This is a genomic window from Aeromonas sp. FDAARGOS 1419, from assembly GCF_019047045.1.
Classification (GTDB): Bacteria; Pseudomonadota; Gammaproteobacteria; order Enterobacterales; family Aeromonadaceae; genus Aeromonas; species Aeromonas veronii.
The window spans coordinates 231,939-246,108 of the sequence record NZ_CP077209.1 but is presented as its reverse complement, the minus strand read 5'-3'; the positions used below and the strand labels follow the sequence as shown (position 1 = coordinate 246,108).

The following is a 14,170-nucleotide window of genomic DNA, read 5'->3' as shown; positions in this document are numbered from 1 at the left end:
TTTGTTATGAGAGTTATGAGTGGAGTGACAGCTCGCGGCAGATCAGGGCAAAGAGGTGTCCCTTGTCGTGAGCCGGGTTAAGGGTGAGCAGCTCTCGCAAGGTCTGTTCACAACCATCCCGCTGACCCAGCCCTAACAGACCGAGTGCTCTGACCAGCAGACAGTGCTGGCGATGTTTGTGCTGCGGGTCGTCATCCAGCACGATGAGATCCGGCAGTGAGACGGCGAAGAAGTCCGCCTCGATCGACTCGCCCATCGCCTGCTCGGCCCAGCCGACCATTCCTTCAAAGAGACGCTGCGCCTCCGCAACCCGACCAAGACGTGCCAGCGCCATACCCTGATAGAAGAGATAATCCACCGGCTGATCGTTGTAGTAGCGGCTGACCCCGAGCGATCCTTGGCCGAGGCAGGCCTGTTGCAGGCACTGGGCCGCCAGACTCTGGTTGTCACAGGCCAGATGGCAGAGCGCCAACAGGTAGTGGATATCGTTGTCGGTTTGTCCCACCAGACGCCCCTCTCCCAGATTGAGGGGGTAGTGCAGCGCCTGTTGCAGCAACGGAATAGCCTGCTCGTGACGTCCCTGAATCATCAACGCCAACGCCCGGCGTTGCTGATTGATGAGGTACTGACCGGTCACCTTACCCTCGCCCCCCTCCCAGGGGTGGAATTCACGCAGCCGTAAGATCTCTGCCGCCGCCTCCAGCTGGCCGGTGATGTGATAGAGACTGAGCAGTTCAGCGGTCAGGTCGTCGCGCTTGAGGACCACCTCACGATGTGCCTCCAGCAGCACCAACCGCTCGCTTGGCGCCATGGCGCAGCGCTTGTGCAGCTGATCCAGTTCAAACAACAAGCGGGCATCATCCGGCTTGAGGGCAAAGGAGCGGCTCAGACACTGCTCGGCCGCCACCGGATCGCCGCTCTTGTTGAAGTGATAGATGCCAAGGTTGCGCCATGCCGGGGCAAACCCGGGCGCCTGTTCGCACACCTGCTGCCATAGTGCGATAGCTTGCGGGTAGCTGCGCTTGCTGTAGTGGAAGCAGCCCAGCAGATAGCTGGCAAACCAGCTGTGTGGCAGTTGCGCCAGCATGGCCACCTCGCCAAGGGTATTGGGGAAGCGCACCTTGCGGCCAAACGCCTGCTCGGCCCGCTGCAGCAGGGCATCCTGCGCCTCACCTTCCGGCAACAATGCAGCCTGGAACAGCTGCGGCAGGGTCTCCTCCACCGGCAGTGTTGAGAGCAGTTGCTGCGCCAGCTCGGGACGTCCCAATGCCAGCAGATCGCTTGCCAGGAAGCAGAGATTCACTCCGCGCCCGTTGCACAGGGTGCGCAGCGCCTCGAGATCGGTCGGCTGCTCGCTTGCCAGCCAGCGCAGGAAGGCCAGTTGATAGTGAAGTGGATAACGAACGCGCTGCTCGTCGATATAAGCGATGGCTGCCTCCCGCTGGCCAGACTCCAGCAGCGCCAACCCTTTGAGGGCGATAGCGCCGTAGTGGGTGCCGTTGACGGCGAGGCTGCGCTCGACAAATTGCAGCGCTTGCGAGGCATCGCGGCGCACCATGGCGATACGGGCCAGCCCGAAGAAGCCACTGTCGCGGCAGTTACCGCTCCAGGTCGCCTTGTAGAAGTCATCGAAGGCGGCATCGAACTGCCCCAAACGTTCCTCGATATGGCCACGCAGCAAGCTCGCCTTGCCGCACTGGGGGTTCTTGTTGAGGCGATGGGCACGGACCAGCGCCTGATTGACGTAGGTCAGCGCCTGCTCATAGTTGGCGCGGTTGTACTCCAGCGTTGCCAGCGCCAGGTTGCAGCGATAGTCACCGCCATCCAGCTCCAGTGCCCGCAGGTAGTAATCAAAGGGCGAACGGCTGGCGTGCAGATACTGCTCAAGATGCTGGCCGATGAAGTAGAGCTCGTCGACCGAGTCGAGATTGACGGCGGGCTCCGGCGCGGTGGCAGGATCAGGCAGGGCTTCGCCCGCGGGCTGATGCTCGAGATAGCTCAGGATCGGCTGGCCCTGCTCATCCAGCAGGCGTACCTGCAAACGTCCCTCGCTGGTGATGGCCTGCGGCTCAAGCCAGGCCTGACCCGGTTGCAGATCCAGCATCTGGGTGAACAGCACGCCACTCTCGTCACTTACCTCGAACTGGGCCCCGCAAAGCGGCGCCACCGCATAGACTCCGCAGACGAGGCCGTCATCGCTGCGCTCCAGCTTGATGGCGGCGCGGGTGTTGGCATTTTGCAGGGTGCCGAGGGTGTTGTAGGGCAGGAAGTTCTGCACAAACACCTTCTCCTCCCCCGCATCCAGCCAGGTAAAGTCAGGCTGGTTGTCGGTATAGACCCCGGTCATTAGCTCGATGTAGGGGCCGTTGTCATCGGTCAGGTTGCGATCCCAGGCCAGACCGAAGTCACAGTTGCCCCAGCTCCACTGCTTCTTGCCCGGCGAAACGTGGTGATCCGCCACGTGCAACAGGCCGCCCTGCTCGTCATGGCAGTAGGCACCGACAAAGTCGTAGTCAGACTTGTCCGCCATATAGGAGGTGGGTACCGGAATATTGCGGTAACGGGAGATATCGACCCCGGCGGAGTAGTCCACCTTGTAGTAGGTGCCGCGGGCGATGGGGAAGGCACTGACGTCGCGCTTGCCGTGGTCGTAGACGGCGGTCACATCGGGCGGGAAGACGCTCTGGTGGGCATCGCCCCCTTTCACCGCCGGGTTGGACCACCAGAGGAAGTGGCGCGGCGTGTCGTTGCCGTTGAACACCTTGCCAGTGATCTCGATGAGCGCCTTGTCGGGGTAGAGGGTAAAGCCCGCCATCACCTGCAGACCACGCATCGGCTCCACCTCGCCGAGCCAGACGGTCTTGGCGCCCCCCTCCCGCTCCGTAATGGTGAAATCCACCGGCATAAAGGTGGTGGGCCTGTGGTGCTGGGGCCAGTTGAACTCGATGCCGCCGGAGATCCAGGGCCCCACCAGCCCCACCAGCGCCGGTTTGATCACCTCGTTGTAATAGACGAAGTCGCGATTCATCACCTTGTCGTAAGCACGGTGGATACGCCCCCCCAGCTCCGGCAGCAGCATCACCTTGATAAAGTCGTTCTCCAGCCAGACCGCCTGATAGGACTTCATCTGCTTCTGGCCGGTGAGGGTGTCGATCACCCCATAGGGATAGACAGCCCCCGAGGAGCCCTGATAGACCCGCTTCTCGAGAAACATGGGGTTGGGATCTTCGGCGCCTACCTCGTAGGTCGGCAGTGAGATGGTCTCTACCCAGACCTTGACATCAGCTCTCATTAATCTCGCCTCACTCAACATTTGTTAGTAAAGTTTTCAGTGAGACCAGATTAGAATGGTTAAACCTGCATTAATTGCTGAAAGATCACGCAATACAGTAAGCGGAGTTTAGTGAAGCGATGAGCATAGGGTTGAACAACCAGAAGGTCCGCCACCACAATAAGCAGGTGCTGCTTGCCCTGCTCTATCAGTTAAAAGAGGCGAGCAAGTCCACCCTGGCGCGCCACTGCGAGCTCTCTATTCCGGCGGTCAGCAAGATCCTTGACGAGTTGGTGGCCGATGGCGCCATCAGCCACAGCGATCAGAACCTCTCCCTGCGCGGCATCAATGGCGGCAGCTACCGCATTGCCAGCGGCCAGGGGGCCATTCTTTGCCTCAATATCAGCCCCACCCATCTGGAGAGCATCCTGGTGGATAACCTGATCACCCCACTGGGTGAGTTCAGCGACCAGAAGATTGCCCCACAAACCCCCGATGAGCTGCTGCACCTGATTGAAGCGCACTACTACCAGCACAAGCGCCGCCACAAGGGACTGGCGATCCGGCTGGCCTTGGCGGTACACGGTCAGGTCAACCCGGCGACCGGGGTATCGCAAACCATGCCGCAAGCACCCTGGCATGCGCCGGTCGAGCTCAAGTACCTGCTGGAGGAGCGGCTGGGTTGCGAGGTGATGGTGGATAACGACTGCATCATGCTGGCGCTGGCCCAGAAGTGGCAGGACCGGGAAGGGAACGGGGATTTTTGCGTCATCAACGTCGATTACGGTATCGGCTCGGCCTTTATCATCAACGACCAGATCTACCGGGGCGCCCTGTTTGGCAGCGGCCAGATAGGCCACACCATCATCAATCCGGACGGCAGCGCCTGTGCATGCGGCCGCTATGGCTGCCTGGAGACAGTCGCCTCGCTGTTTGCCATCAAGAAACGGGCCCGGGTCTTTCTCAAACAACAAGCCAGTGCCGACAACCCGGCGCAGACTGGTGTAGAGCTGGATACCGCCCAACTGCTCACGCTCTACCATCAGGGGGATGCCATGATCCGCGCCCTGGTGGACGAAGGGGCCCGCGCCATTGGCCTGAGCCTCTACAACTTCCTCAATATCCTCAACATCAACCGCATCTGGCTCTATGGCCGCAGCTGCCACTTTGGTGAAACCTGGCTGCAAACCATCGTCAGTCAAACCGGCGCCAACCCGTTCGACTGCAGCGATGCGGTCAACGCCACCCATATCCGTTTCGGCCAGCTCAGCCGCGCCCAGCAGGTGATGGGGATTGGCTATCTCTATGTGGAGCGAGCCTTGGCAAAAGCCATGTAAAAAGGGCAGGTTTCACAAATGAAACCTGCCCTCACGATCTGGTGCCGATAAGGGGAATCGAACTCCTGACCTTCGCATTACGAATGCGCTGCTCTACCAACTGAGCTATACCGGCTTGTTGCTATCCACATTCATGAAAAATGGCCGGCAAGTCAATTGAGCCAGCTCGATTTTATGAGTTGGCTCATGGTGTTAGAGTCCGATTTACAGATCAGCAAACTCGGGGATATGGGCCCGGCCGCGGCTTTCGAGAAATTCGAGCAGGGCGCGGGGGGAGCGCACCAGGATCCGATCCAGCGGGAAGCCCGCTTCGGTCACCAGACGGTGGCAGTGGTCAAAATCGCCAAGAGTAAATGCCACGTGGGAATCGGAGCCGAAAGTGAGATAGGCCCCCAGATCTCGCGCTGCTTCAACGATGGCGCGGCAGTTGCCTTCACTACCCGGGCGCGAGTGAATGAAGGAGGAGTTGTTGATCTCCAGCGCCACCCGATAGTCCGCCGCCGCCTTGACCACCGCCTGAATGTCGATGGGAAATGAAGGGTTGCCCGGGTGGCTGATCATGTCGACCCGGCCGCTCTTGATGGCGTTGATCATCGCCTGGGTGTGGGTGGCCTGATCGCAGGGAGGGAATACCTGCTCATGAAAGCCCGCCATGATCATGTCGAGGCGCGACTCATAGCGCTCGGGAAAATCGATCTCCCCATCGAGGTTTTTGATGTTGGCCTCGATACCCCGCAGGATCCCTACCCCATCCACCACTCTTGGCAATATCGGCAAGTTGGCGAAATGCCAAACATGAGGGGCATCGGCCATCTCGGGCCCGTGATCCGTGGTGGCAAACAGCTTGATCCCCTTGGCCCTAGCTATCGGCAGATAGTCGTGGATGGTGCTGTAGGCATGGGTGCTGGCAATGGTGTGAGTGTGGGTATCGACCGGGTACTTCATCTTCTCTCCCCTCATATTTTGAAAGGGCAGCATAGCAAAGAGCGGCAGCTTGGGCCACGCCAGTGCTTGCCACACTTTGTCACAAAATACCGCGAAGCTGACATAGTCTGAGGGGCTCTGGCTGGCATACTGCCCCCGTCGATACATGCCTGAACTCGCATCGACAGTTTGCCGTCAGGATGACGCGAACTCACTTTCCCCACCGTCGCGCCCTGCGGCGGTTTTTTTTGCCTGCAAACCGCAAACCGGTAACAGACGCGCAAAAAAAGGCCCAACTAGCATGGTGCAGGTTGGGCGAGACTTAATGTTTAATTGCAGTGGCATAGATATAGAGTCCTGCTTTTTGACTAAGTTCCGCCCACTTTGCTTTTTCATCGAAAAACATTCCGCTAACACTCATTCACATTCTCTTGACACTTCACGTTATGAAACGTACTTTTTAAACATTCGTTTAAGTGAGGTGTCCAGTGAGTAAAATCGATACCAAAAACCGTATTCTCGACGCCGCTGAAGTGCTGTTTGCCGAGCGGGGATTCGCCGATACCTCTTTGCGTCTGATCACCAGTGAGGCCGACGTCAATCTGGCTTCCGTGAACTATCACTTCGGCTCCAAGAAGGAGCTGATCCAGGCGGTACTCGACCGCTATCTGAGCCTGTTTATGCCGGATCTGGATGCGCGCCTGCGGGTACTGATGGAGCAGGAGCAGCTGACCCTGCTACAACTCTTTGAAAGCTTTGTAGAGCCGCTGATGAAGCTATCGGCGGTGCGGGCCAACGGCCCGGCCATCTTCATGCAACTGCTGGGGCGCGGTTATATCGACAGCCAGGGCCACCTGCGCCGCTTTATCACCGCCCACTATGGCCCCATTTTGCAGCGGATCACCCAGGCCATCTCCAAGGCCAATCCGGCCCTGTCGCCAGCGGATCTCTTCTGGCGCCTGCACTTCACCCTGGGCACCGTCGTATTCACCATGGCCTCTGCCGATGCCCTGCGCGACATCGCCCTGGCCGATTTTGGCCAGCAACTCGATGTGGAAGGGCTGGTGCGCAACGTTATTCCTTATCTGGCGTCCGGAGTCGGGGCGCCCGTGGAGTCGACCAGGCTCTCCCTGGCCGTGTAACAACCAACAATAAATCAACGGAAACAGTGAAATAGAAGGAACTTCGGTATGATCACATTGCTTGTCCTGCTGGTGCTGGCGATAGCCGTTGTGCTCGGCGTACCCTCCATCCGTAAAAAGGTGGTAACCCGTCCGGTGTTCGGCATCTTCAAAAAGATACTGCCGCCCTTGTCAGCTACCGAGCGGGAGGCCATGGAGGCCGGCTCCGTCTGGTGGGATGGCGAGTTGTTTCGCGGAAACCCCGACTGGAAAAAACTGCATGGCTACGGCAAGGCCGAGCTGACCGCAGAGGAGCAGGCCTTTATCGACAATCAGGTCGAAACCCTGCTCGCCATGGTCGATGACTTCAAGATCGTCAACGAAACCAAAGACCTGCCGGAACCGGTGTGGGACTATCTGAAGAAGGAAGGCTTCTTCTCCCTGATCATCCCGAAATCCTATGGCGGCCGCGAGTTCTCGGCGATTGCCAACTCCACCATCGTCACCCGCATCGCCACCAAGAGCCTGAGCGTGGCGGTCACCGTCATGGTGCCGAACTCCCTCGGCCCGGGCGAGCTGCTGATGCACTATGGCACCCAGGCCCAGAAAGATTTCTGGCTGCCGGGGCTGGCCAGTGGCAAAGAGGTGCCCTGCTTCGCCCTGACCGGTCCGGAAGCGGGCTCCGATGCCGGCGCCATTCCTGACAAGGGGATCGTCTGCAAAGGGATGCACAAGGGTGAAGAGGTGCTGGGTATTCGCCTCAACTGGAACAAGCGCTACATCACCCTGGCGCCCCGTGCCACCGTGCTGGGGCTGGCGTTCAAACTCTATGACCCGGAAAAACTGCTGGGTGACAAGGAGGAGCTCGGCATCACCTGCGCACTCATCCCCACCAGCCACCCCGGCGTGCGCGTCGGCGATCGCCACTACCCCATGGGTCTGGCATTCATGAACGGCCCGACTTTCGGCAAGGATGTGTTCATTCCGCTCGACTGGATCATCGGCGGCCCGGATTACGCCGGTCGCGGCTGGCGCATGCTGGTCGAATGCCTCTCCGCCGGTCGCGGCATCTCACTGCCTGCGCTGGGCACCGCTTGCGGTCACATGGCAAGCCGCACCGTGGGCGCCTACTCCTACGTGCGTAAACAGTTCGGCATGTCCATCGGCAAGTTTGAAGGGGTGCAGGAAGCGCTAGCCCGCATCGGCGGTCTCACCTATCAGCTGGAAGGGGCCCGTCGCATGACCGCAGGTTCGCTGGATTTGGGTCAGGCACCGGCCATCGTCACCGCGATTTCCAAGTACCACATGACCGAAATGGCGCGCCAGATCATGGATGACTCCATGGACATCCACGCCGGTCGAGCCATCCAGCTGGGCCCGAAAAACTACACCGGCTACGCCTACATGGGGATTCCGGTCGCCATCACGGTGGAAGGGGCCAACATCCTGACCCGCAACCTGATGATCTTCGGGCAAGGTGCTACCCGCTGCCACCCGTACGTGTTTGCCGAGCTGGAAGCGGCAGCCGATACCGATGTGGAACGCGGTCTCGAGAAGTTTGACGCCCTGCTGATGAAACACATCGCCTTTGGCGCCGGCAACTTCTTCGGTTCCCTGTTCCAGGGGCTGACCCTGGGTCAGTTCAACAACGCGCCGGTGGCCGGTGAAACCGCCCGCTACTACAAGCAGCTCTCCCGCATGAGTAAAGGGCTGGCCCTGTGCGCCGACGTCTCCATGCTGATGCTGGGTGGCGATCTCAAGCGCAAGGAGATGATCTCCGCCCGTCTGGGTGACGTGCTGAGCCACCTCTACCTGGCCTCCGCCACCCTCAAGCATTACGAGGATCAGGGCCGCATGGTCTCCGATCTGCCGTTCGTGCAGTACGCGGTGGAGCGCAACCTCTACCTGATTGGCAAGGCGTTCGAGGGCTTCTTCCAGAACTTCCCGAACAAGGTGGTGGGTGCCGTACTCAAGCGCGTGGTGTTCCCGTTCGGCGTCGGTTACAAGATGCCGGCCGACGATCGCTGCCACGCCATCTGTCTGGCCATGATGAAGCCGGGCGAGTTCCGCGACCGTCTGACCGCCCTCTGCTATGTGGGCAAGGACGAGGCGGATCCGGTCGGTCTGATGGAGCGTGCCTTCCAGGCCATGGTCGCCGTGCAGCCCTACGAGAAGAAGCTGGTGCAGGCCCAGAAAGAGGGCAAACTGCCCCGCAAACTGGCGCTGCCGGAGCTGGTTGCCGCCGCACTGGCCGGTTCCATCCTGAGCAAGGACGAAGCGGACAAACTGCTGGCCGCAGATGCCCTGCGCTACGAAGCGATTCAGGTAGACAACTTCGCCCCGGGCGAGCTGGAAGGCTTCTCCCAGCAACCAAACAAACAGCCAAACAAGGTCGAGCACGCCGCCTGATCCCCTGGCAAACCTGTACCAAACCGGCCCTCGTGGCCGGTTTTTTTGTTTGTTAACCATGCATTTACAAGCCGGGAGAATTCCAGTTAAATGCTTGAGTCCCTGTTGCAGGGACTTTGGAAGCAAGGCCAGCGGAATGGCCGATAACAACAACTCAGGAAGAGTGAATGAACCTCGCCAAAACGGCGATCGAACGCCCCATCTGGGTGGCGGTCTCGATCGTGCTGATTTTCCTGCTGGGCCTGCTCAGCATCCGGGGACTGCCGATCCAGCTGTTCCCCGACATCGACCGTCCACACCTTAACATCTCGGTGAGCTGGCGTTCAGCCTCGCCGCAAGAGATGGAGTCGGAGATCACCGACCCCATCGAGCAGGAGATGCAGGGGGTTCAGGGGCTCAAGAGCCTTGTCAGCAACAGCTATCCCGGCTTTACCGAAATCGACATGGAGTTTGCCCTCGGCACCGACATGCAGCGGGCCCAGCTCGATGTGATTTCGCGACTGAACCGGGTCTCGGGATTGCCGGACAAGATTGGCGGCCCCTACGTCAACAACTACAGCAGCAACGATACCCTTACCTTCTTCTTCATCCAGCAGCTGCCCGGCGCCAAGGGGGTGATCGATGATCATCAGGCGTTGATCGAGGCGCGGGTCAAACCCGAGCTGGAGCGCATCGAAGGGGTCTCGACAGTCGCAGTCGAGGGGATCAACGAGCGCCAGATCCAGATCCGCTTCGACCCCTATCGCGCCGCCGAGCTGGGGGTGGAGATCCCGGTGTTGGCCAGCCGGGCCACCACCGGCTGGGATGTGTCAGCCGGTACGCTAGACATCGGTCGCTGGGAGTACAAGCTGCGCTTCGCCGGTCGTTACGATGTCGAGACGCTGGGGGACAAGGTGGTGGACTGGCGCAATGGCCTACCCATCTATCTGCGGGATGTGGCGGAGGTAAGGGTGGCCCGGGAAGAGAACCCGGTGCTGCGGATCCAGAACGGCAATACCGCCATCGCAGCCCAGATCTTCAAGGAGAGCGGTGCCAATGCCCTGGCATCCCTTGAGGCGATCAAGGCTCGGGTGAACGAGCTCAACCGCGAGGTGCTGGAGCCGGTCGGGCTGCACATGGAGCAGTCGTTCGATGCCTCCCTCTACATCAATCGCGCCGTCAGCATGGTCACTGCCAACCTGGGGCTCGGGGTGCTGCTCTCTTGCGCCATCCTCTGGCTCTTCCTGCGCCAGCTCAAGGCGACCCTGATGATTGCCCTCGCCATCCCCATCAGCATCATGCTCACCTTCTGTCTGCTCAAGGTGATGGATCGCACCCTCAATATCATCTCGCTGGCGGGCATCGCCTTTGCCGTCGGCATGGTGCTCGACGCCGCCATCGTGGTGCTGGAGAGCATCTACCGGCGCCACGAGCGGGGGGATTTGAGCAAGGCGGAGGCAGCGCTTGAAGGCACCCGTCAGGTGTGGACGGCGCTGGTCGCCTCCACCCTCACCACGGTCGCCATCTTCCTGCCGGTGCTGCTGCTCAACGATGTGGAGGGTCAACTGTTTGCCGATCTGGCGCTCACCATCGCCTGCGCCGTGACGGTCTCCATGCTGGTCGCCGTCACCGTGCTGCCTGCGGTGGCGGCGCGCTGGATGGGACATGAAACGCTGACCGATCCCTATGAGTCGCTGTGGCAGCGCACCACCCGTCACGTGATCCGCTGGACCTCGACCTCACGCCAGCGCTGGACGGTCATCACCCTGATGATGAGTCTGCCGGCCCTGGCCACCTGGGCGCTGCTGCCGAAGATGGACTATTTGCCGGACGTGAAACGGGACGCGGTGGATGTCTGGATGAACTTCACCCCCGGGGTCAACCTCAAGGCCCAGCGCGAAGAGGTGATCGATACCCTGATCGCCCGCCTCTCCCCCTACATGAAGGGGGAGAAAGAGCCTGCCCTCAAGAACTACTACATCTTGCGCTACCCGGGGGGCGCCCAGATTGGCGTGCGCCCCAAGGACGAGACCCGCATCAAGGAGCTGGAGAGCCTGTTGATGAAACAGCTGCTGGTGGGTATTCCCGACACCCGGGTGTTCGGCGGTCAGGGGTCGCTGTTTGGCGGCTTTGACAGCGAGAACGGCGTCTCCCTGCTGCTGCAGGGGGGCAATCTGCCCGAGCTCTATCAGGCTGCCCGAGCCAGCATGGGGATCCTCAGCAAGGACCTGCCGGGAGCACAAATCCGGCCCGAGCCGAGTCTCGACTTCACCGCCCCCGAGCTCAAACTGGTTCCGCAAGATCGGCGCCTCGCCGAAGTGGGTTGGGATCGCACGCCCCTGCCCACCATCATCCAGACCTTTGGCGACGGCTTGCGGGTTGGCGAGTATTTCGACGGCGAGGATCGGCTCGACATCATGCTGATGGGGCAGAGCTCCGCCAATCCGGACGAACTGAAGGCAGTGCCGCTGGCCACCCCCTCCGGGCGCATCGTCCCCCTTGGCGAGCTGCTGCGGGTGGAGCACGACATGGGCCCGGCCAGTATCTTCCGGGCCGATGGGCGTCGCAGCATCATCCTGCAGATAGCACCTCCGGCGGGCATGACCATGGAGCAGGTGATCGACACCCTGAAAAACCGCAGTTTTGCCGCCATCCGCCCCCTGCTGCCCGCTGGTGGCGAGCTGCGCATTGCCGGCAATGCCGACAGCCTGCAACAGGCGCTCGACAATCTGGGGACCATCTTCCTGTTCGCCGTGGTGATCCTGCTGGTGCTGCTGTGGGGGGTGTTTGCCTCCATCAAGGATGCCCTGCTGGTGCTGCTCACCCTGCCCCTTGCCTCGGTTGGCGGCGTGCTGGCGCTGCAACTGAGCGGGCTGCTGGTGCCGCTGCCGATGGACCTGCTCACCATCATCGGCTTTGTCATCCTGCTGGGACTGGTGGTCAACAACGCCATCCTGTTGGTGCATCAGACCCGCACCGCCGAGCGGGACGGCATGAGCCGCCAGCTGGCGGTGGCCGATGCCCTGCAAAGCCGGATGCGTCCCATCGCCATGACCAGTCTCACCAGCATCTTCGGCATGCTACCGCTGATGCTGAGCCCGAGCGAAGGGAGCGAAATTTACCGCGGGCTCGCCACCGTCATTGTCGGCGGCATGAGCTGCAGCACCCTGTTTACCCTGATCCTGTTGCCTGCCTTCCTGCGTCTCGGGGAGCAGGTGGCGATCCCACAACCCCTGCGCCAGCGGGCCTGAGCAAGGAGCTCATCGATGACACATATGATTACCCGAATGTTGGCTGGCGCGGTGCTGATTGCAGGCAGTGCGCTACCGGTATTGGCCGATCAGGGCAAGATGGTAACCCTGGCGGATGTGACCCAAGGGGATGCGGCCGCCAATATCTGGGTCAGCGGCACGGTGGCGAGTCGCCAGCAGGCGGCACTCAGCGCCGAAGTGAGCGGCCGAGTGGAGTGGATCGCCGAATTTGGCAGCCGGGTCAAAAAAGGGGATGAGCTACTGCGCCTCGACAGCGCGGCACTGCGCCTCTCGCTGGAGCAAGCTCGCGCCGAGCAGGCGAAATGGCAGAGCAACTTGCGCTTCGCCCGCGCCGAATCCCAACGGATCACCCGACTGCACCAGCAAAAGAGCGCCTCCCAGAGCCAGTACGACAAGGCCAGCTACGATGTGGAGCAGGCCGCGCTGGCCGAGCGACTGGCCGCCATACAGGTAAACCAGATTGAAGAGCAGCTGCGCCGCAGCCACATCTATGCCCCGTTCGACGGGGTGGTGAACAACCACTTCATCCAGCCCGGCGAGCATGTGGACGCGGGCGAGCAGGCGCTGGAGCTGGTCAACCCGGATCAGCCGGATATCCGCCTGCAGGCCCCCATTCTCTGGGCCCAGCAGCTGGCACCGCAAACCCGGCTGCGGGTGGAGGGGGAGCAGCTGAGCGGTCACGGCGTCTATTACCAGCGAGCCGCCAGCGCCGACCCCAAGTCGCGCCTGATCGAGCTGCGCCTCAAACCGGAAGCGGGCACCTTCATCATCGGCTCGCCGGTGCGGGTTGCCCTGCCACTGGGGGATCAGCAGAGCATGCTGCTGCCCCGTGACGCTCTGGTGCTCGGCACCGATGGCAGCGTGGTCTATCAGGTGGCGCGAAGCGGCAAGGCGCTCAAGGTGAATCGGGTGCCGGTCACCGTGCTGTTTGGCGACAGCCAGCAGGTGGCGGTGAGCGGCGCCCTCAAGCAGGGGGATAGGGTGGTGGTGCGCGGCGCGGGCAGCCTGCAGGATGGCGACACCATAGAATTGTTCAAGGGGTAGCCACGCCCGACGCAGGCTGGCCAATCTTTGCCCGCTTGACCCGGGACATACAGCCAAACGGGCCACAGTTTGCTATCTTGGCGGCCATCACTCGCGTTTAGAGCAATCAACACCCATGAGCATTATTTTGGGCATCGATCCGGGTTCGCGGATCACCGGATACGGGGTTATCCGGGTCGTGGGCGGCAAGGCCGAATACCTTGGCTCTGGCTGCATCCGCACCGATTGCGGCGAGCTGCCGGAGCGCCTCAAGCAGGTTTATGACGGGGTATGCGAGATCATCACCCAGTTCAAGCCCACCGAGTTTGCCATCGAGCGGGTCTTTATGGCCCGCAACGCCGACTCGGCCCTGAAACTGGGGCAGGCCCGGGGCAGCGCCATCGTTGCCGCAGTCAACGCCTATCTACCGGTGAGCGAATACTCTGCCACCCAGATCAAGCAGGCAGTGGTGGGCACCGGCGGCGCCGCCAAGGAGCAGGTGCAGCATATGGTGACCCATCTGCTGAAACTCTCCGCCACCCCGCAGGCGGATGCAGCAGATGCCCTCGGCGTCGCGCTCTGCCACCTGCACACCCGCCAGAGCCTGATCAAGATGGCCGGCCGCGCCAGCAGCTCGGTACGTGGCCGCTATCGCTGAGCCCTTATGTCGCCCACGACTCATCTCGGTATCGCTAAATAAAAAAACCGCCCCGGCTCTCCGGGGCGGTTTTGTTTTGGGCGCGGAATAGAGAGCAATCCGGAGAGCAAGGTCATGCACGCCAGCTCCATCAAAAGTTGCAATCGAGCGACACGTGTGCAGACGTGACGAGCAAC

General features: G+C 61.2%; 8 protein-coding genes and 1 tRNA gene. 6 read left to right on the top strand and 3 right to left on the bottom strand.

Going from position 1 to position 14,170, the window contains the following annotated elements:
* Positions 1-13: 13 nt before the first annotated feature.
* The gene (locus I6L49_RS01135; protein WP_216950401.1) at positions 14-3,292 is read right to left on the bottom strand and encodes a DUF5107 domain-containing protein; all 3,279 of its coding nucleotides are present in this window, start codon (positions 3,290-3,292) and stop codon (positions 14-16) included.
* A 119-nt stretch (positions 3,293-3,411) separates the two neighbouring features.
* Here I6L49_RS01135 and I6L49_RS01130 point away from each other — a divergent pair, with 119 nt between their 5' ends.
* Positions 3,412-4,608: an ROK family transcriptional regulator gene (locus tag I6L49_RS01130; RefSeq protein WP_254127517.1), complete on the top strand. Its 1,197-nt coding sequence runs from the start codon at positions 3,412-3,414 to the stop codon at positions 4,606-4,608.
* A gap of 39 nt (positions 4,609-4,647) precedes the next feature.
* Here the strand turns inward: I6L49_RS01130 and I6L49_RS01125 are convergent.
* Positions 4,648-4,723 (bottom strand) — tRNA-Thr (locus I6L49_RS01125).
* Between the two features lie 89 nt (positions 4,724-4,812).
* Positions 4,813-5,553, bottom strand: coding sequence for a phosphatase (locus I6L49_RS01120; protein WP_216950400.1), 741 nt, complete (start codon positions 5,551-5,553; stop codon positions 4,813-4,815).
* 467 nt (positions 5,554-6,020) lie between these two features.
* Between I6L49_RS01120 and I6L49_RS01115 the strand changes: the two genes are divergently transcribed.
* From I6L49_RS01115 to ruvC, 5 genes are all read left to right on the top strand, one after another.
* Positions 6,021-6,674: a TetR/AcrR family transcriptional regulator gene (locus tag I6L49_RS01115; RefSeq protein WP_005334507.1), complete on the top strand. Its 654-nt coding sequence runs from the start codon at positions 6,021-6,023 to the stop codon at positions 6,672-6,674.
* A 48-nt stretch (positions 6,675-6,722) separates the two neighbouring features.
* Entirely contained in the window at positions 6,723-9,062 is a 2,340-nt protein-coding gene (locus tag I6L49_RS01110) for an acyl-CoA dehydrogenase (protein ID WP_216950399.1), read from the top strand.
* A gap of 167 nt (positions 9,063-9,229) precedes the next feature.
* Positions 9,230-12,292 carry an efflux RND transporter permease subunit gene (locus I6L49_RS01105; protein ID WP_216950398.1) on the top strand — a complete coding sequence of 1,021 codons (3,063 nt, stop codon included), beginning with the start codon at positions 9,230-9,232 and terminating at the stop codon, positions 12,290-12,292.
* Between the two features lie 15 nt (positions 12,293-12,307).
* A complete protein-coding gene (locus I6L49_RS01100; RefSeq protein ID WP_120415680.1) occupies positions 12,308-13,357 on the top strand; it encodes an efflux RND transporter periplasmic adaptor subunit in 1,050 nt (349 codons plus the stop codon).
* Positions 13,358-13,472: 115 nt separating this feature from the next.
* Positions 13,473-13,994 carry a crossover junction endodeoxyribonuclease RuvC gene (gene ruvC / locus I6L49_RS01095; RefSeq protein WP_005334512.1) on the top strand — a complete coding sequence of 174 codons (522 nt, stop codon included), beginning with the start codon at positions 13,473-13,475 and terminating at the stop codon, positions 13,992-13,994.
* Positions 13,995-14,170: the final 176 nt, after the last annotated feature.